This is a genomic window from Exiguobacterium sp. BMC-KP, from assembly GCF_001275385.1.
Lineage (GTDB): Bacteria > Bacillota > Bacilli > Exiguobacteriales > Exiguobacteriaceae > Exiguobacterium_A.
Window position 1 is genome coordinate 478,404 of record NZ_LGIW01000015.1, and the last position, 26,588, is coordinate 504,991.

The 26,588-nt window shown below is 44.6% G+C and carries 26 protein-coding genes; 18 read left to right on the plus strand and 8 right to left on the minus strand.

What is annotated here, in order from left to right:
* The first annotated feature begins 12 nt into the window (after nt 1–12).
* The 3 genes from ADM98_RS07930 to ADM98_RS07940 all read left to right on the plus strand — a co-directional run bounded on the left by ADM98_RS07930 (nt 13) and on the right by ADM98_RS07940 (nt 3,774).
* Entirely contained in the window at nt 13–1,647 is a 1,635-nt protein-coding gene (locus ADM98_RS07930; protein ID WP_235504850.1) for an ATP-binding protein, read from the plus strand.
* A gap of 32 nt (nt 1,648–1,679) precedes the next feature.
* A complete protein-coding gene (locus tag ADM98_RS07935; RefSeq protein WP_235504851.1) occupies nt 1,680–3,437 on the plus strand; it encodes an EAL domain-containing protein in 1,758 nt (585 codons plus the stop codon).
* Between the two features lie 61 nt (nt 3,438–3,498).
* Nucleotides 3,499–3,774, plus strand: a complete 276-nt coding sequence (locus ADM98_RS07940) for a hypothetical protein (protein WP_053453000.1) — start codon at nt 3,499–3,501, stop codon at nt 3,772–3,774.
* A 75-nt stretch (nt 3,775–3,849) separates the two neighbouring features.
* On the opposite strand, the gene ADM98_RS07945 is transcribed toward ADM98_RS07940, so the two are convergent.
* Together ADM98_RS07945 and ADM98_RS07950 are read right to left on the minus strand one after the other, a co-directional pair.
* A complete protein-coding gene (locus tag ADM98_RS07945) occupies nt 3,850–4,827 on the minus strand; it encodes a DUF4003 family protein (protein ID WP_053453001.1) in 978 nt (325 codons plus the stop codon).
* Between the two features lie 54 nt (nt 4,828–4,881).
* Complete coding sequence (locus ADM98_RS07950; RefSeq protein WP_053453002.1) at nt 4,882–5,397, minus strand: DUF1836 domain-containing protein; 516 nt, start codon at nt 5,395–5,397, stop codon at nt 4,882–4,884.
* A gap of 112 nt (nt 5,398–5,509) precedes the next feature.
* On the opposite strand from ADM98_RS07950, the gene trhA reads away from it, so the two are divergent.
* The 7 genes from trhA (at nt 5,510) to ADM98_RS07985 (ending at nt 12,058) form a co-directional block, all read left to right on the plus strand.
* Nucleotides 5,510–6,157, plus strand: a complete 648-nt coding sequence (gene trhA / locus ADM98_RS07955) for a PAQR family membrane homeostasis protein TrhA (RefSeq protein WP_053453003.1) — start codon at nt 5,510–5,512, stop codon at nt 6,155–6,157.
* 123 nt (nt 6,158–6,280) lie between these two features.
* The gene (locus ADM98_RS07960; protein ID WP_053453004.1) at nt 6,281–8,005 is read left to right on the plus strand and encodes a M3 family oligoendopeptidase; all 1,725 of its coding nucleotides are present in this window, start codon (nt 6,281–6,283) and stop codon (nt 8,003–8,005) included.
* 43 nt (nt 8,006–8,048) lie between these two features.
* On the plus strand, nt 8,049–8,747 hold the full coding sequence (gene rpiA / locus ADM98_RS07965; RefSeq protein WP_053453005.1) for a ribose-5-phosphate isomerase RpiA: 699 nt from the start codon (nt 8,049–8,051) through the stop codon (nt 8,745–8,747).
* A 21-nt stretch (nt 8,748–8,768) separates the two neighbouring features.
* Nucleotides 8,769–9,029 carry a hypothetical protein gene (locus ADM98_RS07970; protein WP_053453006.1) on the plus strand — a complete coding sequence of 87 codons (261 nt, stop codon included), beginning with the start codon at nt 8,769–8,771 and terminating at the stop codon, nt 9,027–9,029.
* Nucleotides 9,030–9,327: 298 nt separating this feature from the next.
* The gene (locus ADM98_RS07975) at nt 9,328–10,380 is read left to right on the plus strand and encodes a LytTR family transcriptional regulator DNA-binding domain-containing protein (protein WP_053453007.1); all 1,053 of its coding nucleotides are present in this window, start codon (nt 9,328–9,330) and stop codon (nt 10,378–10,380) included.
* A gap of 122 nt (nt 10,381–10,502) precedes the next feature.
* Complete coding sequence (locus ADM98_RS07980) at nt 10,503–11,351, plus strand: ABC transporter ATP-binding protein (RefSeq protein WP_053453008.1); 849 nt, start codon at nt 10,503–10,505, stop codon at nt 11,349–11,351.
* Nucleotides 11,352–11,371: 20 nt separating this feature from the next.
* Nucleotides 11,372–12,058, plus strand: a complete 687-nt coding sequence (locus tag ADM98_RS07985; protein WP_268760727.1) for an ABC transporter permease — start codon at nt 11,372–11,374, stop codon at nt 12,056–12,058.
* A 936-nt stretch (nt 12,059–12,994) separates the two neighbouring features.
* Here the strand turns inward: ADM98_RS07985 and ADM98_RS17650 are convergent.
* The gene (locus ADM98_RS17650) at nt 12,995–13,117 is read right to left on the minus strand and encodes a hypothetical protein (protein WP_268760711.1); all 123 of its coding nucleotides are present in this window, start codon (nt 13,115–13,117) and stop codon (nt 12,995–12,997) included.
* Between the two features lie 830 nt (nt 13,118–13,947).
* Between ADM98_RS17650 and ADM98_RS07995 the strand changes: the two genes are divergently transcribed.
* Nucleotides 13,948–14,607 carry a hypothetical protein gene (locus ADM98_RS07995; protein WP_053453011.1) on the plus strand — a complete coding sequence of 220 codons (660 nt, stop codon included), beginning with the start codon at nt 13,948–13,950 and terminating at the stop codon, nt 14,605–14,607.
* Between the two features lie 528 nt (nt 14,608–15,135).
* Here ADM98_RS07995 and ADM98_RS08005 read toward each other — a convergent pair.
* From ADM98_RS08005 to ADM98_RS08010, 3 genes are read right to left on the minus strand one after another with little or no spacing between them, the layout of a single operon-like run.
* Complete coding sequence (locus tag ADM98_RS08005; protein ID WP_023467822.1) at nt 15,136–15,540, minus strand: DUF350 domain-containing protein; 405 nt, start codon at nt 15,538–15,540, stop codon at nt 15,136–15,138.
* A 13-nt stretch (nt 15,541–15,553) separates the two neighbouring features.
* Nucleotides 15,554–15,721 carry a hypothetical protein gene (locus ADM98_RS17465; RefSeq protein ID WP_023467823.1) on the minus strand — a complete coding sequence of 56 codons (168 nt, stop codon included), beginning with the start codon at nt 15,719–15,721 and terminating at the stop codon, nt 15,554–15,556.
* Nucleotides 15,722–15,776: 55 nt separating this feature from the next.
* Nucleotides 15,777–16,892 carry a GGDEF domain-containing protein gene (locus tag ADM98_RS08010; protein WP_053453013.1) on the minus strand — a complete coding sequence of 372 codons (1,116 nt, stop codon included), beginning with the start codon at nt 16,890–16,892 and terminating at the stop codon, nt 15,777–15,779.
* A 242-nt stretch (nt 16,893–17,134) separates the two neighbouring features.
* Here ADM98_RS08010 and ADM98_RS08015 point away from each other — a divergent pair, with 242 nt between their 5' ends.
* From ADM98_RS08015 to ADM98_RS08035, 5 genes are read left to right on the plus strand one after another with little or no spacing between them, the layout of a single operon-like run.
* Entirely contained in the window at nt 17,135–18,574 is a 1,440-nt protein-coding gene (locus tag ADM98_RS08015; RefSeq protein WP_053453014.1) for a GntP family permease, read from the plus strand.
* A 24-nt stretch (nt 18,575–18,598) separates the two neighbouring features.
* Nucleotides 18,599–19,300 carry a CoA transferase subunit A gene (locus ADM98_RS08020; RefSeq protein WP_053453015.1) on the plus strand — a complete coding sequence of 234 codons (702 nt, stop codon included), beginning with the start codon at nt 18,599–18,601 and terminating at the stop codon, nt 19,298–19,300.
* Between the two features lie 13 nt (nt 19,301–19,313).
* Nucleotides 19,314–19,976: a 3-oxoacid CoA-transferase subunit B gene (locus ADM98_RS08025; protein ID WP_053453016.1), complete on the plus strand. Its 663-nt coding sequence runs from the start codon at nt 19,314–19,316 to the stop codon at nt 19,974–19,976.
* A gap of 5 nt (nt 19,977–19,981) precedes the next feature.
* Nucleotides 19,982–20,758 carry a 3-hydroxybutyrate dehydrogenase gene (locus tag ADM98_RS08030; RefSeq protein ID WP_053453017.1) on the plus strand — a complete coding sequence of 259 codons (777 nt, stop codon included), beginning with the start codon at nt 19,982–19,984 and terminating at the stop codon, nt 20,756–20,758.
* A gap of 13 nt (nt 20,759–20,771) precedes the next feature.
* Nucleotides 20,772–21,962, plus strand: coding sequence for an acetyl-CoA C-acetyltransferase (locus ADM98_RS08035; RefSeq protein ID WP_053453018.1), 1,191 nt, complete (start codon nt 20,772–20,774; stop codon nt 21,960–21,962).
* Nucleotides 21,963–22,081: 119 nt separating this feature from the next.
* Here the strand turns inward: ADM98_RS08035 and ADM98_RS08040 are convergent, their stop codons facing one another.
* A complete protein-coding gene (locus tag ADM98_RS08040) occupies nt 22,082–22,963 on the minus strand; it encodes an AraC family transcriptional regulator (RefSeq protein WP_442855412.1) in 882 nt (293 codons plus the stop codon).
* A gap of 363 nt (nt 22,964–23,326) precedes the next feature.
* Between ADM98_RS08040 and brnQ the strand changes: the two genes are divergently transcribed.
* Nucleotides 23,327–24,667, plus strand: coding sequence for a branched-chain amino acid transport system II carrier protein (gene brnQ, locus ADM98_RS08045; RefSeq protein ID WP_053453019.1), 1,341 nt, complete (start codon nt 23,327–23,329; stop codon nt 24,665–24,667).
* Nucleotides 24,668–24,806: 139 nt separating this feature from the next.
* Here brnQ and ADM98_RS08050 read toward each other — a convergent pair whose 3' ends face one another.
* Nucleotides 24,807–25,172 (minus strand): nuclear transport factor 2 family protein, encoded by a 366-nt coding sequence (locus tag ADM98_RS08050; RefSeq protein ID WP_053453020.1) that lies wholly within the window; start codon nt 25,170–25,172, stop codon nt 24,807–24,809.
* 223 nt (nt 25,173–25,395) lie between these two features.
* Here ADM98_RS08050 and ADM98_RS08055 point away from each other — a divergent pair, with 223 nt between their 5' ends.
* A complete protein-coding gene (locus ADM98_RS08055; protein WP_053453021.1) occupies nt 25,396–26,508 on the plus strand; it encodes a glycerol dehydrogenase in 1,113 nt (370 codons plus the stop codon).
* Nucleotides 26,509–26,588 lie beyond the last annotated feature (80 nt).

Consider the following 26,588-nt stretch of genomic DNA (forward strand, 5'->3'; position numbering starts at 1 on the left):
GGAGGATACACGTTGAAACGAATTTTACGCGACCATTCGAAGGATCGTCCATACCGATTGCGCCAAGGGACGCTTCCGGCAACAGCTGAAGCACCACTCACGACACTCGATCAACGTGAAATCGACCGCTTGCAACAGAATTTACGGGAAGTGGAATTAAAATTGAAGCAGCGCAATGAAATCATGGAAGCGTTAGCGACACAAAATGTCGAAGCGGCTTGTGAGACGGTCCTCACAATCTTGTTACAACTCCTTGGGATCGAAGAGGGGGCGATTCTCTTGTATCGTCGCGAGCAGTTGAATCATTTCGTTGCACAAGGCATCGATGAGATGGAGCTGATTGAAAAAGACCTCGATCAATATTCGGTCTTACGTCGTGCGTTCGTCATGCGTAAATCCGTCCAGTTGCCGGTAGATGATCAGTATGAGTCCGCGATTCCAGTCCAGTCACCAAGTAATGGACAAGTCGTCGGATTACTCTACATCCGTCATGCTTTTCCTCAATTCAATCTCGAACAAGTCGGAGACTTACTAGATTTATCTCGAAAACTCGGGATGACACTTGAACGCCATCTGTTGTTCCATCAAATGGAGCATGAAAAAATCAAGACGTATCAGCTCCTTGATTCGATTCGGGAAGCTGTCCTCTACATTGAGAGTAGCGGCGAACAGATTTATGCGAACCAAGCCTTGTTGAACATGTTTCCTCCAAAACTCGTCAATCAAGCGCAAGGATTCCGGCATGCTTATGAACGGGCAACATCATTGTTCGAACACGTCGATCAGCCAGAAGCGCTTCATGACTACATCGGTCAACTGATGAACGGGGATATACCAGGAGAAACGATCGAACTTTCCGCATTTCGGGGGAACTTATTGCTGAGTGCCTATGCTGAACGGATTGCGATTGCAAACGTCGAATGGGGAATGATGCTCGTCTTACGTGACGTGACGAAGGATAAAGAACTTGACCTCAAGCAGGCAGAGTTCGTTTCGATCGTATCACACGAGTTACGGACACCCCTCTCTTCGATCATGGGCTTTACAGAGCTACTGATGAAACGAGAAGTGGATCCGAAGCGTCAGCAACGTTATCTCCAGACGATTCACTCGGAAACGGTCCGGTTGGCGGAATTAATCAATGATATCTTAGAAATTCAAAAAGGTGAGGACTCGACGCATGGCACACAAAAAGAGCCGCTCGATCTGAAGCAGCTGATGTTCGAGATGAAACCGATGTTTGATCTCGCAAGTCGGGCGCATCGGATCAGTGTGCAGTTCGAGCCCGGTTCCTATACGATTCCTGCAAGCAATGAAAAAATGAAGCAACTGTTTACGAACTTGATCATGAACGCGATTAAATACTCACCCGAAGGCGGTGCGATTCGAATCAAAGGTATGATTCAATCTGACATGCTGCGGATTGAAATTTCCGATGAAGGACTTGGGATACCAGAAAAGGCACTCCCGTATATCTTTGATAAGTTTTACCGAGCCGACAATTCGGATACACGTAAAATCGGTGGGACCGGCTTAGGGCTCGCGATTTGTCGAATGATCGTCCTTGATCATGGAGGAGCAATCTCCGTTCAATCAACAGAAGGAGAAGGTAGTACCTTCATCATTCAACTTCCAGTTGACGAATGATCGACGACAGAACAAGAAAGGGGGAAGACGCGGTGAAGAATAACGCACATATCCGCTACGAAGCGCTCCATCCGCTCGTCGAAGAGATTCTGGAAAAGCTTAGTGAACGGATTGGCGTCAACACGTTGTTTTTTGCATTAAATGATTCATATAGTAACTTTGTCGTCAAGGCAATCAATCAAGAGCGACAGTTGATCGAAGAAGGATCGACCCATGTCTTCCAACACGTCCTCTGTAAGCTAGTCGTCGATGAAACGGATGGAAAGGTGTCAATCAGCGAATTGCTGAATGATCCGTTGACGGTCAATCATCCGGTTACCAAAGCACTGGGGAACGGGAGTTTCATGGGAGTGGCAATCAAGAATGCTGAGAATGAAAAAATCGGAACATTGTGCGCTTTTGACGACCAACCATTCGACTTCAAGGAGCAGGATATTGCACTTGTGGAACGGTATGCTGACATCATTAGTAAATCAATCAATGTCGAAACGTATGTCATCAAAGATGCTTTAACGGATGTCTATAACGAACGCTATATGAATCGCTTGATTTCCAGTGTGACGATTCATCCAGCTTTCTTGATGGTCTTGAATCTCGACCGTTTTCATGCGATCAATGCTACGCATGGTTATCGGGTAGGGAATGAAGTATTACGGGAAATCGCGAGCCGCTTGAAGTATGTGCCGTTACCGAATCATGTTGTTGGACGGATGGATGGTAATGAGTTCGTTGTTCTAGCAGCACTTGAGCAGGAACAGGAATTTGAACAGCATGCAATAGATTATGCCCGTATGATTACGGAAGCGATCGAGAAACCAATCGTTGGTGTCGCAGACGAACCGATTCATGTGACGGCATCATCTGGTGTCAGTCTCTTGACCGGTGACATGACGAGTCGTCAGACGCAGATTTATGCGGCGGAAGCCTTGATGCAACAAGTCAAACATGACGGCAAGCATCGGACATCGTTCGTTAATCCGGATCGAAGCGCGGAACAACATCCCTTTGCATCCGTTCTCGAGACCGAATTATCCCATGCCCTTGAACGCGGGCAGTTCGAACTCTACTACCAGTGGATCGTGGATGCGAAACAAGAACGTTTCGTTGCCGTTGAAGCATTACTACGTTGGAATCACCCAGTGCTTGGTTTCGTTAGTCCAACGGATTTCATTCCGATTGCCGAGAAGATGGATATTTTCCCTGACATTGGTCGTTTTACGATTTGTCAGGCCATTCTAGATCAACGTCGGCTAGAGGAAACGTTTGGTCGGAAGATTTCGGTTGCCGTCAATCTATCAGCGAGTCAGTTCGAGTCAGATCAACTGTTTGCAGAGTTACTTCGATTAACGGAAGAGTCTTATTTTCCAGAAGAACGACTCATTCTTGAAATCCGAGAAGAAGTATTGCAAACACGTCGTCGTTTTGCCATCAAACGCTTGGAACAACTGCGTCAAGCGGGCTATCGTCTGACCGTTGATCATTTCGGCAGTCATTACGCGTCACTCAACTCGTTGTTGCGTTTACCTGTCCAGGCGGTCAAACTCGATCCGATCTTTACGCGGCGTCTCGTTCAGAATCAATTGGAGCGCTCGATGATTCGGTCAGTTCAATCTTTAACGTCTGCTCTAAACATCGCGTTAGTCATTCAAGAAGTCGAAACACCGTCTCAACTGCAACACATTCAATCACTCGATGAATCATTATATGTGCAAGGGTACGAGGTCCATCATCCACAGCCGGTCGAATCCTTACTCGTCGAAGACATCGCGCGGGGACGAACAGAGGTTTAACGGGACGATAGTCGGGAATACCTTAAAATGTGGAACAAGTACATTTTAAGGGGGATGCCGAATGGCTGATCAACACGAAAAAGAAACGGATCCGATTACTTCTGGGAACCGCATGACGAAGGATGAGATTGCTGGACGTGATCCGCAGAACCATACGGATGTACCGGAGAAATCGAAGGATGAAAAAGAATCGAAGCATCAAGACCACGATGCTGAGAAAACAGAACAACCAGATGGTAAAGCTTCAAGTGAAGAAGCGCCTGATTTATCGCATGCTTCAGATGAAGACGGCGATGTCGAGCCATCTGATGAAGAGAATCAGCAAGATAAGGAATGACCAATACTAAGAGCAATCGCGGTTCGGTGGAAATGCCAAACCGCGATTGCTCTTTTTGTGTGGTGTTCTTGAAAATTACTCGCCACCACTACCGCCACCACCACCGCCATCCCCTCCGCCATCAAATCCACCGTCGATTCCACCATCCGTCGCATGAGATGTATCAGTTAAATCGACTGGGAAGAGTAAGAAGGGAATCGTGTCGGCGCCATCCGGTGGTAGGATGGAGGACGGGAAGAGTTGCTGCAGGATCGTTTGTTGACTCAAGTACAACCGGATGGCTGTCAAATAGATTAAATCTTTTCGATATTTAAAGTGCAGATCAGGACGTAACGTCTCTGCCATCCGTTGGAGTGATGTAGCGTGTTCGCTCGGGTCGCCTAGTAAAGCGAGCATGCCATGAAACGATAAAGGAACGTGATGTTTGCGATGCAGCTTTTTAGACGACTCCAGCTGAGCGATATAGCGATCCCAATCGTCCTCTGGTAGTAAAGCGAATAACAAGGCGACGACGTATGTCTGTTGCGCTCGACCGAACCGTCGTTTCAGTCGTTGGTAGACCGTTTCGATGCGGGAGGCTAAGTCAGCTAAATCACCGCGTGTCGTAGCATGAAAGAAAACGAAAGAGGTAAGTAAAGGCGTCACGATAAAACGATGCTGTTTCTTAAGAAGTGCATATAGTTGAACCGTCCGTTCGAGTAACACGTCTTGCGGAGAAAGGCGGCTAATAAATAGGGCGGTGGAGTAGGCATTTAAGGGATGTGATAAACGGTGAGATTTAAAATAGCCGTGAATCGACATCATTTCAGCGATGCGGCTCGGTGCATGGGCGTCAAACGCATGGATTTTCGAAGCGAGTAGCAGTGCCTGAGTAGTTTGTGTGCGTAGCCGTGCCGTTAAATCATCGGCTGTTTCAAGCAACACACTTGCAGGGACCTGCTCTGTTCCAATCGTTCGGTCGAATGCCAGTTCAATCAAAATACCATCCTGGTACGTTCTCAGTTCTGGTCCGATGTCATCCAAATGTCGCAAGAAAATCGTCGCTAATTCCATGACCGTTCCTCCTCTGCCTTTTCTTCTAGTGTATCACGCAGTGAAGCCGTTCTCTCATTTTTTCAGATGGGTATCAATCAACTGTTCCGCCGCTCGTCGGTACAGATTACTTATATGAGCCAGAGCGAGAATCTGCTCTAGTGGGTCAGTCGTTAAAGCAGTCAAAGCCTCTTGTTCCGTTACGAAGCGGGCTGTATTTTGTTCGGTCAGCTCAAGGTAATTCCGGTAAAAGTCTGCGAGGTTGAGTTGGTCTTGTTCGATCCCTTCGTTTAAGGGCGCAAGAATCGTCTTGATATCATTGATTGAAAACGAACTTTTCAGCTGATAAATCAAGCTGATCAGGATCAAATGCTCTTTCGTATACTTTTTATTCGTCACCGGAAAGAATAATTTCTTTTTAGCATAGTTGTTGATCATCGTCTTCGTCAAAATCGTCTCATCCGCATTGCGTGTCGTGTCCTCGAATGTCCGCTCGAACAGTTGGATGACTTGATCCATATAGAGATCGATATTCGGTATATCTTCGAGCTGTAATTGACGATCGTATCTCGTGTCGTCAGAACGTGTCATAAAAAAACCTCCAAAATCGTTAAAATAGGACTTTCTACTTCTCCATCATATGATAGAATATGTATATAACGCCATGTAGTATTCGAAACTACATATCAGGGGAGGAACAACAGTGAAAGCTTATATGAGAGAACCAATCAATGGACTAACGCATCTTGGAGGGGCAGTTTTTGCTTTTGTCGGGTTACTCGCACTCGTCATCAAAGCATCGTTAGAACGAGGGGCGTCGCTCGCAATCGTCGCAGCGATTATTTTTGGGGTCAGTATGATGGCGCTCTATGCCGTCTCGGCGACGTATCATATGGTGCTTGCCAGCGACCGGGCGATTGCGATCTGGCGTCGGTTGGATCACTCGATGATTTATCTATTGATTGCTGGATCGTATGCACCGTTTTGTCTCGTCAGTCTGAATGGTCCGACCGGTTGGGTCTTGTTCAGCATCGTCATGTTGATTGCCGTTTCCGGAATCACGTTTAAATTGGTCTGGTTCAACAGTCCACGCTGGTTATCGACGACGCTTTACATCGGAATGGGCTGGATCATGGTGTTTGCGATTACGCCACTCGCACAAGTCCTCTCGCCACTTGGTATCGGTTTATTGTTCCTTGGTGGTATCTTCTATACGATCGGTGGCATCATCTATGGTCTGAAGCCGCGTGTTCTATCGTTCAAACATCTTGGATTCCATGAGATTTTCCATATTTTCGTTCTTCTCGGAAGTCTAGCACACTTCCTCTGTGTCTACTTCTTCGTTTTATGATGACAATGTCCTCCTTTGGTCAATGACCGAAGGAGGTTTTTTAATGAAAGATGGAAAAAACAGGAGAAGTCGAATGTTCTCACGAATGAAAGAACGAATAGATCACGCATAGGGGGAAATAGAATGCAACAGACACGATGGCAGCTAGAAGAACTGTATACAATCGATGACGTCAAAGCGGGAATCGCTTCGATACAAGCGGCGTTGACAAAACGTCCGGTTACATTAACGGAACAAGTCGAACGCTACCAGCAAGTCGCGCGAGACGTCGAGGAATGGAGTGACTTCATTTACTGCTTATACGCAGAGGACGTTACACGATCGGAGGTCCACGTGTTGCTCGAAGAAATCGAAGTCGTTCAAGCAACAGTTCGTAGTTTGGCAGCAGAGCTTGATACGCAGATTGCAGCGGTATCACAAGAAGACTGGGAAACGTTTGTTGCTGATTCACCGTATACCTTTTTCTTGAATGAACGTCGCGATATCCAGTCGCGTCGTGCACCGCTTGTTCAGGAACAATTGTTACAAGATCTTGGTGTTGACGGATTCCAAGGCTGGGGGCAGCTTTACAAACAGCGCTTCATGGCATTACGCGTTGACTTAGACGGAAAACAAGTCACGATTGGTCAAGGGCTACACGAAGCGATGTTTGCGTCCGACCGCTTAGCGCGTCAAGCGGCAGCAAAAGTAGTAGACGCCGCGTGTGCAGAAGAAGCTGACCTGTTTGCGACGATTCTGAACCGGATTGCTGGCTTCAGACTACAGTCGTATAAGATGCGTGACTGGGAGCAACCATTAACCGAGTTGCTCGAGCAGAACCGGATCACGGAAGCGAGCTTACAAGCAATGATGGACGCACTCGAACATCACCGGCAACTTTTCCAAGCCTATTACGCTCGCAAGATTGCCCAGGCGGAGCGGGCAACGGGCGAATGGCATGATTTTGAGACGAATACGTATCGCTCCGCGCGGCATGTTCCGTTTGAGACGGCACAGACAATCGTCACGAAACAATTCAAACAGTTGAATCCAAAACTCGGTGCTTTTGCTGAAAACGTGTTTAGTAAGGGATGGGTCGATGCAGAGAATCGTCCCGGAAAAGCAGAAGGTGGATTCTGTGCTGCATTCCCGATTGCAAAAGAGAGTCGAATTTTCATGACGTATCGCGACAGTTATCCGGACGTCGCGACGCTCGCGCACGAATTTGGTCATGCCTATCATAATTATTTACTACAAGACGAACCGTATTTAAATCAAGTCAAAGGAACGAGCATCGCGGAGACGGCTTCGACGTTCATGGAAAATCTCGTTCTCGATGCGGCGATCAAAGAGACGACGAAACGGGAGGAAGTGCTCGCTCTCCTAGAGGTCAAGATCCGGGAAGGGCTGAAGTATGCTAGCATCGTTCCCGGGATGTTCCGTTTCGAGCAACGGTTTTACGCAGAACGTCAGCAAGGTACGGTCAGTGCCGACCGGTTAAGTGAACTTCTACAAGACGAAGAACGCTTAGCCTACGGTCCAGTCTTACCTGAACCAGCGCGTTATAAGTGGATGTACATCAGTCACTTGTTCAATCCGAATCTTGCCTTCTACAATATTCCCTACACGATCGGTTATCTGCTCAGTAATAGCCTGTATCAAACGGTTCAAGCGGATTCAAGTCAATTTTCGACAGTCTTTGAAGCGGTCATGCACGATTCGGGACAAGCGACAATCGATGAAATCGTTAAACGTCATCTCAACGCCGATCCGACCTCCGTTGCCTTTTGGATTGAGGCACAAGAACCACTTGTAGAGGCGATTGAGCAGTACCTTACTTTGACGGAATCATCTCTCCCAGTCGATTGAAGACGAATCGAAACGGGAACAGAATCAGTGAGGAGGGATGCGGATGTATGAACAGGAGAAACAATTAGTCGCCGAAGCAGCACTGGCTTATGTGAAGGATGGAATGATAGTGGGGCTTGGGACCGGTTCAACGACGGAACGGTTCATCGAGGCGCTTGGTCCACTCGTACAGGCGGGACTACAGATTCAAGGCGTAGCGACATCGCTTGCGACGGTAGAGCTTGCTGAACGTTTACAGATTCCGTTGATCGATCTGGAAGAGGGAATGGAAATCGATGTGACGATTGACGGAATCGACCAAATCGACGGTCAGTTCCAAACGATCAAAGGCGGCGGCGGTGCGTTATTTCGCGAAAAAATCGTCGCACTGATGAGTCGCGAATTACTCTATCTGACCGATTCTTCGAAGTTCGTTCATCATTTAAGTGGACCGTTACCGGTTGAACTCGATTCGTTTGCCTTACCGTATGTGCTCGAGCGGTTGTGTGATAAGCATGTCTCAGCAACACTACGCGTGAAAGACGACCGTCCCTTTGTTACGGATGGAGGGCACATGATTTTGGATGTTGATTTATCAGCTGTCTCGGACGTCCGATTGTTCGCAAAAGAAGTCAAGAGCTGGTCTGGGGTGCTTGAGACCGGTTACTTCGAGCGTCAACCCGATCATGTTCTGACGGTCGAAGAGGGAAAGGTCAAACGCATCGCGCATCCTCGACTGCGTGACGGCGGTGGGTTGGTTTAAGGGAAGAAAGAAGGAAACCGTATGGGCTTAAAAAAACGGTATTTGTTCGGTGCCGGTATCATTGCGGGGACAAGTCTACTCCTGTTAAGGAAGCGGGATCAGGGCACCCAGACGGATGCGTTACGTGACTATTTAGCACATCTTGATCAGGATCCGAGTCCAGATGCTGCGAAGGATCCGGATGAGGTCGGATTGACGAAACTCGATTCCATCTATCGAGCTGAGTGGCAAGCGAATGGTTTTCCGCGTTCGCGTAAAGAGCTGGAAGAGCTTGAAAAATAATAATATTAATAAAATATTTCTTTACTAATAAACCAGATAACTTAATGATTCTTTAAACGGCTTAAGTTCGTTCTTTATACGGACTTAAGCCGTTTTTGTGTCTTCTGCGCTATATTTGTGAATTCAAACGTTAATAAGAAAATCGGATGCGACTACTATACGGAAATTCATTTCTAAATTATTTAATATTTAATTCGCTATTCCATCATTCATGTTTTATAACCTACATTTTGTAAAAAACATGATAAGGTGGATGTATATTTTCAATGGATAATTCATCCAAGAAGGGGGAACTAGTGTGACTCTATTTGTGAATGAGCTTAATTACATAGATCAGAAAGATAAAACAACAATACTCGAAAAACTCACGTTTTCTGTTTCTCCAGGAAAGTCATTGGCGATTAGTTCTAATATTACCCATCGTCAGCTACTCATAAAGATACTTGAAGGTCGTATACGAAGTACAAATAAACATGTTCAAGTAAACAATCATCACCCAGGAAATACTGTACATTATCGCTCGTCAATCAGTTTCTATTATGAGCAACCGTATACATACGATAGATTAACCATCTTAGATCATCTTTCTTTTTATAAAAAATTGTATAACAGCTCAAAATCGATTCCAGAGACACTCGAAGTTACACAATTGAATGAGATAGCAAAGAAAAAAACTAACAAATTAGATCATTCTCAAAAAAAACGACTCCAACTCGCAATTCTTATTTTACAAGATACACCGGTGGTCGTTTTCGATGAGCCGGATCAAAACATTGATCAATATACCAAAAACATTCTATTCAAAGTTATTGAATTGTTACTGCAGGAAGAAAAATGTCTCCTAATGCTTACAGGTAGTACGGAAAGTGCAATTACTTTGTCCGAAGAATCTTATGTATTAAGTAGTATTGGGCTTACACGCATCAATACAGAAATTGAGGAAGAAGAAGAGAAAGCAATCCGAGAAAATGATGAAGAGATCAATGGACTTGAAAAATCCGCGCCCTTTTCGTCTCTCGAACTGGACAAGGTCGTTGCCAAACTTGAACGTAACCTTATTTTACTGGATATAGATGAAGTCAAATTTTTCGAGAGCGCATCGGGAAATGTTCAAATTCATGTGGCAGATACGATGTTACAGGGCCTATATACAATGAATGAGTATGAAACGACTCTTCAGGACCGGCATTTTTTCCGATGTCACCGTTCCTATCTCGTTAATCTGAAAAAAGTACGAGAAATCGTCACGTGGACACGGAACAGTTTTAGTCTGGTTCTCGACGATCGAACCGAGGTGCCTTTATCTAAGAATAAAATACACGTTCTTAAAGAAATGCTAGGCATTAAATGACGATCTTTTAGCAAGCTAATTACTCTTTTCATAAGCTTAATAACTCCTTTCATCGTTAACTTAGTGCGGTGTATAGCGCTTTCTACTATTCTAAGGCTAGAAAACGAGAGGAGAACTACATTATGGAAAAGATAATCGAAATTGAATCATTGACGAAACACTTTTCAGATAAGACGGCTCTTGACGATTTAAATTTCTATATCAAGCAAAAAGAGATTTTCGGGCTACTTGGACCCAGTGGTTCTGGTAAAACTACCATAATTAAAATTTTAACTGGTCAAATGAAACCATCTATGGGTTCAACTAGGCTACTTGGAATTCCCTCTGAAAAATTCAAACAAAGGAATATCTTTCAGAAAGTAGGTATTATGACTGACAATAGTGGTCTCTACGATCGCTTGACTGTAAAAGACAATTTAAAGTTATTTTGCAAAATTTTTTCTGTCACTGAAAACCGTATACATCGTGTGTTGGAGTTAGTCAATTTAAGTGATGAGCAGAATAAGAAAGTTGCTCTACTGTCGAAAGGGATGAAACAGCGAGTTCTACTTGCTCGAACTTTTTTACATCAACCCGAAATCTTATTTTTAGATGAACCTACTTCTGCACTAGATCCTGTCAATACTCAGGCCATCTACGCTGTCCTTAAAGATATGAATCGAGATGGTGCAACGATTTTCTTAACGACTCACGATATGGTAGAAGCGGATACCCTTTGCGATCGTGTCGCCTTCCTAAATCGTGGTCATATTCAATTGTTAGGATCACCGAAATCGATTAAGCAGCGTTTTGCTGATCAGACGTTGACACTTGAATCATTAGACGGCTTAGAGCATGTTTTCGAATCGAATGAAAAAGATGCTCGTCATATCTATGAAATGTTACGGACTAATCAGGTTGTATCTATACATTCTAACGAGCCGACTTTAGAGGATGTGTTCGTAAAAGTAACAGGGAGTGAACTCAGATGATCTTTTCAATCAATCGTGCAATGGCCATTTTTCAAAAGGATGTAAAAGACGTGTCAAGAAACGTATTTGTTGGCACGACACTGTTAGTTCCTGTCTTGATGGCGATTGTCTATAAGAATATTGGCGAAGTGACATTAGAAATTCACTACACTGTCATCAATTTGACATTCTCTTCAGTAGCAGCATTCGTTCAATGTACATTGATCGCAGAAGAAAAAGAGAAGAACACGTTGCGTAGTTTGATGCTGTCACCTGCCTCCACTCTAGAGATTCTAGGTGGCAAAAGTATATTGACTGCTCTGATCACACTCTTCACCATAGTCGTTAGTGCCGTCATTACGGATTATGCTCCGTCACATCCTTTCATCATAATAATTGGACTTCTCGTCTCTTGCTTGTTCTACCTTGCTTTAGGGACGCTTCTAGGGCTGATGACTTCTTCTGTAATGGAAGCTTCTGTCGCTGTATTACCTGTCATGTTTTTATTTGGATTCGGAACATTGCTCCAGCAGATTTCTGATAAATATCCGTTACTTTCGATTGTCGATTATTTGCCGAACTTACAACTATTGGAGCTAGCTAAAAAGGTTGAGAATGGTACCTCTTTCTCTTCGCTATCCATTAATCTGATCGTTATTTTGATGGCTGGTATATTATCCAGTGCTTTAGTCTTCATGATCTATCAAAAGAGAACATTAAAAGATTAAAAACCTGTACATCACGGATTATATGTATTGCTAGGAGGAATAATGATGAAAAAAGTACTATTAACAATTATGGGAACGCTCTTTGGCTTACTTATCATTTATGTTATTCAGAACGGTATATAAAAACGATTGATGTTTTTCACTTGAATTAAATTCGACTTTCGTATTCGATTTGAAAATATATAAATTCAACTTTTTTATTTGAAATATTTTGATGCATTATCGAAATTAGAATTTATACAGTGTATTCATACAATGTTATACCTTTTCTTATTAATTACATTCTTTTTTTGTATTACTTAAATAAGTGCTGAATTTTCACAAATATGTTATCTATTTAGAACTCAGAAATAGCTTGAGTTGCTTTCAATTATTAAACATGAAAGATAATAAAAAATCGTGTAGTCGTAGTTGTCTTAGCATTAGCTGAGTCTTATAAATATGAACTTCCAAAAGTACGTAGGCATATTTGAAAGATTGAGTAGTTTTCTACACAAAGAAAACAAGTTCGCCTAACGTTTCCTGTAAGGATTTCGGAGTATACATCGGATCATTAGACATCAAGCGAAACGTGCCATGCACATCTTCTGAAATAAGTAATGTAATACGTTCCTCTTTAATGTTATCCGATATAAAGAATCTACCATATGTAATCATCGATTCTTCACTCGGAACCTCTAGATGATCGTTTACCGAAAATAAAGTGACATCGTCCATGCGTTCAGTGATTATATCGATTAAGTAAAAACATTTTTAAAATTTTTGAATGCTATCAATATCTATTCTAGTGAATTTATAGCTATCTCCTTCACCTAGCCAATGGATAGGTAATCCTTGACCTTGGCAGTACCTTGTGACATTTTCCTCGATAAAATAATGAAATCTCGTGTAGAAGTACAACGTATTGATTTGCAATTTTTTCGAAATGAACTGTAGTTATGTTTCATCCATATCGCCTAAAATATCGGCATAATAGGCTTCAGGAAAAGAGATAGTACATTTGATCGGGATGTATTGATTGGTTTCAATATCATTTAATTTTTGCGGCTTAATTTTCATTCTTTTCTCCTTGCATATATTTAGTTGAAATGGTGATACGTCATATTATGTTGTGACTTTTTATTCGAAAAGAATCATACACATGGAATATGTAGTGTATAGTATGAAAATGGAAATAATCATGTTGATATTTAAGGTGTGTATATGAATAAAGGACTATTAATACGATGTTATATTTCCTGTTTTATACTGTTTGTCATGTGATTCGCGTGGCAGGTATAAAGACTGTCTCATGTTAGTAAATGTATTTAAAATGATTCGTTGAGTCCTTTTAAAGAGCGCAAAAGATCAACGCTATTGTCTACATAAGTTTGAAGATTTTAACGAACTTCTGCACGAATTTAAAGTATATTCACTTCTACAATGGAGAGCTATATCACTAACGATAAAACGGCTTAGCTCCGTTAAAATACAGAGCTCAAGCCGTTTAAAAGATTTTTATTAACACAGATGGCATAACGTGGTTGATGAAGAAATCAATATGATTAATAGCCAACCGGTTTCATTAGATTAAACACTATGTTATGGTTATATCAAGAAAAGGAGGGTTTAAATTGGAAAATAAGAAATATCAAAAAAACCTTATTACCATTCGATTGGTAGCAACACTTCTGATACTTCTATCTCTAATTTTACCATACTTTGAGATGATGAAGTACAGTACAGCTCCATTTGTTATTCTTATAATATTTTTTGTATTTTACGTTATGGAAAACAAATATGGTAAAAATACTGTAAGTAAATAGGTTTTACAGAACCATTATCAACTTATTGTTTCTAACACTACATTTAGTAGAATCATATCCAAATTTTAATAGGAGGGGTTTTAGTTGAAATTTAAAGGATTTTTCCTGTTGTTGTCTATCTTGTTAGTTTTCAGTAGTTTTGCTGCAGGTGGAAACAACGTAAGTGCAGATGATTCACCATCAAATATAAATGAGCTAAATCAAAAAACGATTGATTTAGTGGATAATTTTATAGTTTTTAAAGATAATAATTTTGTGATTGAAGATGCTGAGGGTCTAATCACTAAAATTGGTGAAGATGAGTTTGCTAAAGTTAATGCAGAGATTGCTGATAAAAATGCTTTATTAAATGAACTTACAGCAGAAGAACGTGACAGCATAGCTATAGTTGATAATCATGTTCAGTTTTTAGATCAAAATGTATCGGCAAAAGCTAGTAGTAAAGGTAAAAATACTCTTGAAGTTCACTGGTGGGGGTATAAAGTGTATTTAAATGACAATTTAACAAATACTACAGCTCAGGCTTTGACTGGTGGATCTGGTACAGCTGCACTTGTATCTATTTGGTCGCCTTGGTTCTCAGCTCCTACAGCTATTGTAAAAGCTGTAGCTGCAAGTGCGGTAGTTATTTTGGGTGGTTCTGCTGCTATGTTTTATAAAACGAATAAAGGTAAAGGTGTATATTTACGATTTACTGGGATTTTGCCTGCTAATGTAATTTATACTGGCATGTTTTCTCAATAAGTAAAATATATAAACCAGATAATTATATTGTTTTTGAAGAAGAATAAATAACATTTAAAAATCTAATCTCTCAGTCAATCCAGATTTTAGATAAGAGGTTTGACTCAAAAGAGAGGATATCTTTTGATTAAACTAAACGAAAGGAGGAAGATGATGGGATTAAACCTGATCATCTTCCTCTCTTTTTCTTTTTCAATGGAACTTTCTGCTGACCGACGGTAAAAACACTCTTTTATGAGGAGACAATTAGCACACTCATGTGGAATGAAATGATTTATGCCATCCAACCTGTTATCCATACGTATGAACGTCATCACGGCGAAGTTAACTTTGTGATCGTCTTGAATCATTCGAATGAAAATGTGGCACTTCTATTGTCTATAGATATTCGAAACACAGCCTTACAAAACGTATTGAATGACACAGTTAGGATGCGACCTCATGAAGCTAGAACCTATAAAATGAATGAAACAATTTATAATCTAAACAGCCCTAGATCCTAATGATCCAGGGCTGTTTTACCGCGTCTTAATATGTAAGCGATCCTGCAATGATCAAACCGATCGAAATCGATAAGAAGAGAAGCAGCAAGCCGACTGCTTCGTTGTTCGCATCAATCTCTTTCGTCATGCTCAAACGTGGGATTAGTAAATCCGCGAGATAGAACAAGACGATTTGTAAGACGATCGCGAGTGCACCCCACAACACCATATCGAGAATGCTGACGGAGTTCGAGATACTCGAATAGAGGACGATGGCAAGACCAAGAATACGTCCACCGAAGGCGTAGACGGCCGCTTTCTTCCCGTTACGAATAAGTTCGAGCTCCTTTGATTTCGTCGTCACTTCGAATAGGACGACACCAATCGCAAGGAGTACAGTTGCGACACCGATATACGAGAGTGTCGAAAGGAATAGATCACTGAATGTCATGCTGGTACCTCCATCATGATTTTTTATTTTTCTTGCGTTGTTCGTATGCAACATATAACTCGAGCAGTGCTCCGACAAGAATACCTGCTGATACATACAAATAGAAGTTGTCACCAATGAATCCGAACAAGAGACCTAAAATGAGGCCGATCAGGATATAGGGACCTTTTGCTAACTTCATGCCAATCACCTACCTCTTCTTTAAAGGTAGCGGATTTCCGTAGTGACGTCCATCGTTATTCTTGAAAGCTAACGGCAGATTCCGCATTAGGAGAAAACAAGACGACTTGATTCCGTCCTTGCTGTTTGGCCTGATAGAGTGCTGCGTCGGCATCCGGCAGGAGGAGTTCAATCTGATACGTCGTCTCATCATACGCAGCTATACCAAACGATGCCGTGAGCGATAGATCCGTCGTAGCTAATCGGAAGGGACTAGTGGCGATGCGTTCGCGCAATTGCTCTGCTAATGGAAGCACTTCAGTAAGCGGTATGCCTTCAAACAGGACCGAAAATTCTTCACCGCCATTACGTGATAAGTATCCACTCTCGGCGACACCGTCTCGCAGTCGCGAAGCAAACTGTCGCAACACCTCGTCACCTGATTCATGTCCATACGTATCGTTGACATGCTTAAAATGATCGATATCAATCGTCAATAATACGACTGATTGTTTGTTTAGGATCAATCGTTGTTTGACATCCGTAAAGTACTCGTTGAAGGCACGTGAATTATTCAGACCTGTCAGAAAGTCGAGTTGTGCTTTTTGATGGAGCATCCGTAAAGATTGTTTCGTTAACCGAATATCACGGATGATCAGTAGGGCGAGCCAACTGCTGACGAACGATGCAGGCACGACGACCGACATCACCTCAAGTAAAAGGATTTGTTTCGGCAAGACGATCCATAAGACGAGAGCGTGCAAAGCAGTCGCATAGATTGTTACGAGTGTAAACGTCCGTTTCGCGTATGGCGGCATCTCGCGCACAATCAAGCTCGTCCCGAGCGCAATGGCAACGATGAAACCGAATGCGGTAAAAGCAGCTAAGTTCGTTCCTAAACTGAATCGATAGATGATGATCGCGATTGTTACGATCGTCGTCGGGATAGCACCACCGAAGTAGGCGGCGACGATGACTGGAATATGGCGTAAATCGACCATGACACCTGGAGCCGCTTCGATCGTCATCTGCATGAGTAGTAATGAGATGACGCTTAAGGCAAGACCATAATACACGCGGGTCATACGCGGAGATTCTCGGGTAATCGGTAGTGGAGATAATTTCCCAAGGAGATAGAAACCAGCCATTAATAGCGTCACGTTATGCAAGACGTCAAAAAGGATGCTTTTCATAAATCGTCCATCCTTTCAAAAAATAAGCGTTATTTAAAATAGATACGCCACAAAAGGAAAATCTCCTGTTTTCTAAAAAAATATTCTCTAGTCATGAAATGTGTCTATAATGTGAAATTATGCATTCTATAAGCTGTACTTATAGATATTGCGATTTTAATTGACCTTACTAGACACGACATTGTTAAATGAGGAAGAAGCGATATTGAAAGCGCTTACTAAAAATTGAAGGAGATCTATTTATGGAACTAGTCATCATTCTTCTTGCCTTATCCTTATTGATGTTCGTTGCCTATCGTGGTTTTTCGGTCATCCTATTTGCACCGATTTGTGCCTTATTCGCCGTCTTACTGACGAACCCGGACTGGGTATTACCCTTCTTCTCGAATATCTTCATGGAAAAGATGGTCGGGTTCATTAAAGCGTACTTCCCGGTCTTCCTACTCGGAGCGATTTTCGGGAAAGTCGTCGAGATGTCCGGTATCGCGGAATCAATCGCGAAAACGATCATCCGGATGATTGGTGCAAAACGCGCCATCCTCGCTATCGTCTTACTTGGCGCCATTCTTACATATAGCGGTGTCAGCTTATTCGTTGTCGTCTTCGCTGTTTATCCGTTCGCGGCAAACCTGTTCCGTGAAGCGAATATCCCGAAACGTCTCATTCCAGGAACGATTGCCCTTGGTGCGTTCACGTTCACGATGGACGCGTTACCAGGAACACCACAGATTCAAAACGTCATTCCTACGACGTTCTTTAAAACAGATATCTACGCTGCCCCAATCATGGGTTCAGTCGGTGGGTTATTCATCTTAGTCGTCGGGATGTGGTATCTCGAGTCACGCAAGAAAAAAGCCCATCAAGCGGGTGAAGGCTATGCTGGATTCGAAGCGACGGCTGCGAGTGCCGCACCACAGATGGAATTGAAGAACGAACCGGAAATGACGCTCGAAACGGATCGTCAACCGGTCTATCGTCAAGTCCTAGCTTTCGTCCCACTCGTCCTCGTTGCTGTCATGAACAAAGTCTTCACCCTGTCGATTCCGAAATGGTATCCAGAAGGGTTCGACTTCTCAGCAATCGGTCTAGAAGCATTCGGAAAGATTGAGACACCAGCTGTTCTTGCCATCTGGTCCGTCCAAATGGCATTGTTGATCGGAATTCTCGCAGCGATGCTGTATGACTTCCCGAAGATCAAGACGAACTTCCAAGCGGGTCTAAACGTCAGTATCGGCGGCGCACTCTTAGCCGTCATGAATACCGGTGCTGAGTATGGCTTCGGTGGTGTCATCGCCGCACTTCCAGGATTCAAGTCCGTCTCAAGCGGGATCTCGGAAACATTCACGAATCCGCTCGTCAACGGAGCAGTCACGACGACGACGCTTGCTGGTGTTACTGGTTCAGCATCCGGCGGGATGGGGATCGCGTTAAGTGCGATGTCTGATAAATATACGCAGGCAATCACGTCAGGTGGTGTGCCGCCAGAAGTCATGCACCGCGTCATCTCGATGGCGTCCGGCGGAATGGATACGTTACCGCATAACGGTGCCGTCATCACGTTGCTAGCGGTCACGGGACTCACGCACCGTCAGTCTTATAAAGATATCTTCATGATCACGATCCTCAAGACAGTGACGGTCTTCTTGATGATTGGATTGTATAGCTTAACTGGTTTGTATTAAAGACTTCAAAGGGGGCATCATCAGATGAAACAGGGGAAAGTATATGCATCATTCGCGGAAGCGACAGCAGACATCTTTGACGGGGCGACGCTAGTCGTAGGGGGCTTCGGACTCTGCGGAATCCCGGAAAAATCAATCACGGCGCTACAAGAGAAGGGCGTCAAGGATTTGACGGTCGTCAGTAACAACTGTGGCGTCGATGATTTTGGACTCGGTCTACTCTTGCAGACGCGACAAATTAAGAAGATGATCTCGTCGTACGTCGGAGAAAACAAGACGTTCGAACAACAGTACCTCAGTGGCGAGATTGAAGTCGATCTCGTTCCCCAAGGTACGCTTGCGGAACGAATCCGGGCCGGTGGTGCTGGCATTCCTGGTTTTTATACACCGACTGGCGTCGGGACACCGGTTGCCGAAGGAAAAGAACAAAAGGAGTTCGACGGAAAAACGTATCTGCTCGAAGAAGGGATCGTCGGTGATTTTGCGATCGTCAAAGCCTGGAAAGCAGATCGTCTCGGGAATCTCGTCTTCCGAAAGACGTCACGCAACTTTAATCCGATTGTCGCAACAGCGGGAAAGGTAACGATCGTCGAAGTCGAAGAACTCGTCGAAGTTGGCGAACTGGATCCGAACGAGATCCATACACCTGCTGTTTACGTCCAGCGTATCGTCGTCGGGACGGATTATGAAAAACGCATCGAACGCCGGACTGTCCGGGAAGCTTGAGGAGGAGATCGATATGAAAACGACACGAGATATCATCATTGAACGCGCACTTCAGGAAATTGAAGACGGGATGTACGTTAACCTCGGAATCGGGATTCCGACATTGATCGCCAATGCGATTCCGGACGACATGCATGTCATGTTGCAATCTGAAAATGGCTTGCTTGGGATCGGACCGTATCCACTCGATCATGAAGTCGATGCCGACGAGATCAATGCCGGCAAAGAGACGGTAACGGCACAATCAGGAGCTTCTTACTTCGATAGTGCTGAGTCGTTCGCAATGATTCGCGGCGGGCATATCGATCTCGCGATTCTCGGCGGGATGGAAGTCGATCAGAACGGTGATCTCGCGAACTGGATGATTCCAGGGAAGATGGTCAAAGGAATGGGTGGGGCGATGGACCTCGTCAACGGAGCAAAACGCGTCGTCATCATCATGGAACATGTCAACAAACACGGTGAATCAAAAGTCAAACAGGCGTGTACCTTGCCGTTGACAGGACGCACCGTCGTCAACCGTCTCATCACGGACCGGGCCGTCTTTGATTTCACACCGGACGGGATGGTCTTGATCGAGACGCTGAATGGTCAAACGGTCGAGGACGTCAAACAAGTCACGGAAGCACGGTTCACGGTCAGTCCGGAACTCGAGCGTGTGACGGTAGGGGAGTGAAACTGATGGTACAAGGAGATATCGTACTCGTTACAGGTGCAGGGAGTGGGATTGGTCTTGAAATCTCAAAGGCGTTCGCAGCAGCAGGAGCGAAAGTCGTCGTCACGGATGTCCGTGCGGAAGCAGCAGAGGAAGCTGCAGCATCGATTCGTTCGGCCGGTCATGAAGCAGTCGGGATGACGTTAAACGTCACCGATGAAGCACAAGTCGAAGCGGTCTTGAAGCAAACGGTCGAACAGTTCGGTCGACTCGACGTCTTGATCAACAACGCCGGTCTTCAACATGTCTCACCGATCGAAGAGTTTCCGACGGAGAAGTTCGAATTGATGATTAAGATCATGTTGACGGCACCGTTCATGGCCATCAAACATGCCTTTCCGATCATGAAGGAACAAGGCTACGGTCGCATCCTTAACATGGCATCGATCAACGGCTTGATCGGCTTTGCCGGTAAAGCAGCATATAATTCAGCGAAACATGGGTTGCTCGGTCTAACGAAGGTCGCAGCCCTTGAAGGTGCGGAGCACGGGATCACCGTCAACGCGATTTGTCCGGGTTACGTTGATACACCACTCGTTCGTAATCAAATGGAAGACTTAGCGAAAACACGACACGTCGAGCTTGAGAAGGTACTTGAAGAAGTCATCTATCCGCTCGTCCCGCAAAAACGTCTGCTCGCCGTCGAGGAAATCGCAGATTATGCGTTGTTCCTTGCGAGCCACAAAGCAAAAGGCATCACCGGACAAGCGAACGTACTTGATGGTGGATACACGATTCAATAAGGAGATGGAGCAGATGAGTGAAGCAGTCGTCATCGTCAGTGCGACGCGCACGGCGATCGGGAATTTCAATGGAAGTTTGAAGGATGTCAAAGCAACGGAACTTGGAGCGACCGTCATCCGCGCAGCACTCGAGAAAGCTGGTGTCGCAGGAAGTCAAGTCGATGAAGTCTTTTTCGGCAACGTTCTCTCAGCAGGACTTGGTCAAAATCCAGCACGTCAGGCGGCACTGGCTGCTGGGTTACCAGAGACGTGTCCCGCGATGACCGTCAACAAGGTCTGTGGATCCGGGCTCTCTGCCGTCCATCTCGCGTATCAGGCAATCAAGTCAGGCGAAGCCGACGTCATCGTTGCCGGTGGCATGGAGAACATGAGCCAAGCACCGTATGTCCTCGCGGGCGCACGGTCTGGACTGAAGATGGGTGACCAACCACTCGTCGATACGATCATCCAAGATGGACTCGAGTGTGCCTTTAACGACTATCACATGGGCATCACAGCAGAGAATTTAGCCGATGCGTATGAACTCTCCCGCGAAGCGCAGGATCAGTTTGCCGCGACGAGTCAGCAAAAAGCACAGACAGCATTAGCAGAAGGACGGTTCATCTCGGAAATCACACCGGTTCTGATTCCACAACGAAAAGGCGATCCGATTCGTTTTGATCAGGATGAGTTCCCGCGCGCCGGAACGTCTGTTGAAACACTCAGTCGTTTGCGCCCGGCATTCAAGAAGGACGGAACGGTCACGGCAGGTAATGCATCTGGTATCAATGACGGTGCTGCCGCGCTCGTCATCATGTCAGAGGAGAAGGCAAAAGAACTTGGCGTGACACCACTCGTTGAGATCGTCGCGAACGGAACGTCTGGTGTTGATCCGAGCATCATGGGGATCGGTCCAGTTCAAGCGGTTCAGAAGGCACTCGGTAAAGCGAAACTCTCGCTTGACGATATCGATGTCATTGAAGCGAATGAAGCGTTCGCAGCGCAATCCCTTGCGGTCGATGCGGAGCTTCAGTTCCCGCATGAGAAACTCAACCGGAACGGCGGAGCAATTGCTCTCGGTCATCCAATCGGCGCGAGTGGGGCGCGGATTCTCGTGACATTGATTCATGAACTTGAGCGGACAGGTGAGACGCATGGTCTTGCGACGTTATGTGTCGGTGGCGGTCAAGGGGTGGCGACGATCGTAAAGTCTGTAAGAGGATAATTGAATTAGCATGAATGAAAACACTACCTCAGTTCACTATAACTTAAAGGAGTGTGTGACATTTAAGCTGTCTTCGTTTGATGAGAAGACGGCTTTTTCGTTTGCTAACACATATAGAATTATTGTTCACTACTTTTCTTTGAAACTGCTACCCATACTTCACTGTACACCTGTTCAGGGTCGTCACCGTGAATCGTAAAGGAGATGGCAGGCAAGTTAATCAATTCATAACCAGAGGAAGGTAACCATTCAGAATATGAGCGAGCCATCGTCTCTTGTAAAGTTGCTGGGAAAGATCCACGATTCGGGAAAATGACCCATGTCGATGCAGCGATGTACAACTGTTCAAGTCCTATACTGGAATCAGTTAATTTTTGTGTTGTAGCATATCCTAACATATGAGTAAGTGAACCGGTTTCTTCCTGGAATTGCTCCTCATGGTCAAATGATACATTCAATACATGATGAGGGTAAAGATCAGCCACTGCCTTCATTTGTTGTCTTTGCTCCGCAGTGATGGATTGGGCAAGCTCAAGGATGGATTCATTAACCCCTTCAAATTGAATTGAGACACGTTTAGAGACACCTGTTATAAAAAATGAACTTTTTTCTTCGATTTTAAACTCCATTGAAGTTCCTCCTTTAATTTCTAAATAAAATGTGAAAGGAGGAAAGGTTTTTTGAATCTGATGTTTTATGGCAAATGACGGTAAATAACCTGACCAGTTACGAAAAGCTCTCGAAAAACCTTCTACAGAACGGAAGCCATACTGGAAGGCGACCGTAGTGACAGAAGCACCTTGAATCAAGTCGCGATTCGCTTCTGATAAACGCCGTTGTTTAATATACTCCGTTAATGTTACTCCGGACATATAAGAAAACATTCTTCGAAAATGATAATCGGATAGTCCTGTCAGTCGAGTAATGTCTTGAGGTGATAGTTCTTCCGTCAAATGTTCATCGATATAACGCATTAATTGATTTAATTGATCGAGCAACATTCATTCCCCTCCTTTCTCTATTCACTATACGTGCCGCTGACAAAGGAAACTTGATTCTTTACATACGAATTAAGTCGATTGGTGAGAGTCATCATTGTGAACAATTTATATTATCTTCTTTTTTAGAAAGAAGTGAAAGCTCCTACTCCGTCAGATGAACTTATGAATCCGGTTTCACGCTTCGACGCACAGACGTAACAAATTATGTAGAAACAAGATATATCAAACTTTCTGCATAATTTTCAGAATATTCTCCAGATAAACTCCTAGCACGAGCTCTTAAACGTATGTTATTCTTTCGAACGAAGTACTTCATCAGCTTAGGGAGCGGATGAAGTCGGAAATCATCAGTGGGGGTTTATTATGTCTAAAACAGTTCCAACATCATTCATCATCGTCATCGGCATGATGCTCTTCGCCTTATTCTTCGGGGCAGGAAATCTCATCTTTCCGCCGATGCTCGGGCAGCTCGCAGGGGAGCATGTCTGGGTCGCCAATGCCGGCTTCCTCGTTACCGGTGTCGGTCTACCATTGCTAGCGATTCTTGCCTTCGCGTACTCAGGGGAACGCGATCTACAAGCGATGGCGTCACGAGTCCATCCTATTTTCGGAATCGGCTTCTCAGTCATCTTGTATCTGGCAATTGGACCATTCTTTGCGATTCCACGTGCCGGAACGGTCTCATACGAGATCGGAATCAAGCCATTCTTCAGCGAGTCGACGAGCCACTGGCCATTACTCATCTTCACGGTCTTGTTCTACACGGTTGCTTGTCTTTTATCGTTGAACCCGACAAAGATTGTCGATGTCGTTGGTAAAGTTCTGACACCGATCAAGATTACGTTCATTGGACTCTTGATTATCGTTGCTGTTCTTCATCCAATCGGAAGTTTTCAGAATCCTTTGAAGACATATCAGTCGAATGCCTTCTTTAATGGTTTCCAAGAAGGATACATGACACTTGATGCGCTAGGTGCCTTCGTCTTCGGCATCATCATCATCGCAGCAATCAAGGAAAAAGGTGTCACATCGAAACGACAATTGTTGCTGATTTGTACGAAAGCTTCTTTGATCGCAGCCGCTTTACTTGCGATTACCTATACAGCGCTTGCGTTCATGGGTGCGTCGAGTGTCTCGGAGATTGGTCAACTCGCAAACGGAGCCGAGATTTTGTCTGCCGTGTCGGATCATTACTTCGGTGAGTATGGCGCAATCTTACTCGGTCTGATGATTACAGTCGCCTGTATGACGACAAGTGTCGGTTTGATTACGGCATGTGCGTCGTTCTTCTCGGCACTCGTGCCAAAAATCTCATACGTCAAATGGACGATTGGTCTATCAGTCTTCAGCGCACTCGTCGCGAACATCGGTCTGAACCAATTGCTCGCCGTTTCTAAACCAGTCTTGATGACGCTTTATCCACTGGCGATTTGTCTGATTTTCTTGACGTTCTTGCATCCACTCTTCAAAGGAAAACCAGCCGTTTACCAAGGGGCGCTATGGATGACATTCGTCGTCAGCTTGTTTGATGGATTACAGACAGCAGGGCTCAATGTCTCGGTCGTCACAAAAGTGTTCAATGCGGTGTTACCTTTTGCTTCCGTCAGTCTCGGATGGGTTGTTCCAGCTATCATCGGCGGGGTGATCGGGGCAATCGTTGGGAATAAAACAGCGGAGACACAATCGTCGTCGCGAGTTGCTTAATATCTCTGAAAAAAACCTGAATGATGGATTCCTGCTTTAAGAATCCCATTCAGGTTTTTTTGTATGAAGATGTTTTTAAATGAAGCATCATTAGACATCAATTCAGAGGAATGAACCTTGTTCGGTTCCAAGATAGGTGTTAGGTAGAGGAAAGTACTCTGGTTCCTTGATGGAAATGCATTTTCCATTCGTCATCAATCCATTTCCATATCGAGCTGCGTAATGAAGATTGATCATTTAATACGTCATAGATCCTGTAAGTCGTTAAAACAATTTCCTTTGAAAGCGGATGGATTTCAAAATCACTCAGCTGCATGTGGACAGTGCTTAGCTGAATTTGGTCTGTCCTTTCACCTCTATACATCATCTTGCCCGAACTACCAATTTCAAAAAAAGTTGGGGCTAATAATTTATGTAATTCTTCTGCGTTTCTTCGAATTTCGGATTCTAATAATTTTTGCTCTCGTTCGAGAAGTAACCTCTTTATTGAGTCGCTGTTGTCCATTGTTATCTCTCCTATCTTCCTTTTTTCTATTTTATCAAATTGAAAGAAAGAATAGCCTGTGACTTATGATTCATGATATTTCACTAAGTCTGTCGAAATCTAGCCAATTTCTACATGTTTGACTCTCAGACGTCTAAGTGGGGGTTTAACGATCAGTCGAAACGGCAATTGCTCTACTGTATGTCATTGATCATCGTGCCCCTTACAGAAAGGATGTTGAAACATGTCAGAACGTGTCTTCATTAGTCCCTCGAAGTATGTCCAAGGAAAGGATGTCATTGACCGGCTCGGTACATATGTGAGCCCGTTCGGTGAAAAAGCGCTCGTCATCGCGGATGATGTCGTTTGGAAAATCGTCAAGGAACGTGTTGAGCAGTCGTTGTCGAGCGAAAACGTCGGCATCGAGAAAGCAGATTTTAGTGGCGAAGCTTCGCGCCATGAAGTGAAACGAATCGCTGAGCAGGCAAAAGCGGCAAATGTCCGATTCGTCATGGGTGTTGGTGGCGGGAAAACGCTCGATACAGCAAAAGCCGTTTCAGATGAACTGAACGTTTCCGTCGTCATCGTGCCGACACTGGCTTCAACTGACGCGCCAACGAGTGCTCTGTCTGTCATTTATTCCGACGAAGGAATTTTTGAAAGTTATCGCTTCTATAAGAAGAATCCGGATCTCGTCCTTGTCGATACGAAGCTGATTGCGCAAGCACCAGCGCGGTTCTTCGCGTCCGGCATCGCTGATGCGCTGGCAACATGGGTCGAGGTCCGAAGCGTCGTCGCCTTTGGTGGACAGACGATGGCAGGCGGTAGACCGACGATTGCCGCGCAAGCCATCGCAAAACGGTGCGAAGAAGTCTTGTTCGAGCACGGGCGTCTAGCCTATGAATCCGTTCAGGCACAAGTCGTCACGCCGGCACTCGAAGCTGTCGTCGAAGCCAATACGCTCTTAAGTGGACTTGGCTTTGAGAGTGGCGGACTAGCTGCAGCGCATGCGATTCACAATGGATTCACGGCACTTGATGGGGACATCCATCACTTGACGCATGGAGAGAAGGTTGCTTTCGGTACACTCGTTCAGCTGGCGCTCGAAGAACATCCACAAGAAGAAATCGAGCGGTATATCGCGCTCTACATGGATCTTGGCTTACCGGTGACGCTCGAAGACGTCAAGCTAAAGGATGCGTCACGTGAGGATATCGTCAAAGTCGGCGAGGCAGCGACAGCTGAAGGCGAGACGATTCACAGTGGATTCAACGTCACAGCTGACGAAGTCGCTGATGCGATCATCGCAGCCGATCGCTATTCGAAAGCGTACCAAACGAAACGTATTTCTTCTTGATTAGGTATTTTAAAATCACTTTTTCTTTTTAGAAGAAGTGATTTTTTTGTGCCCCTATTTAAAAATGATACAAGTATAAA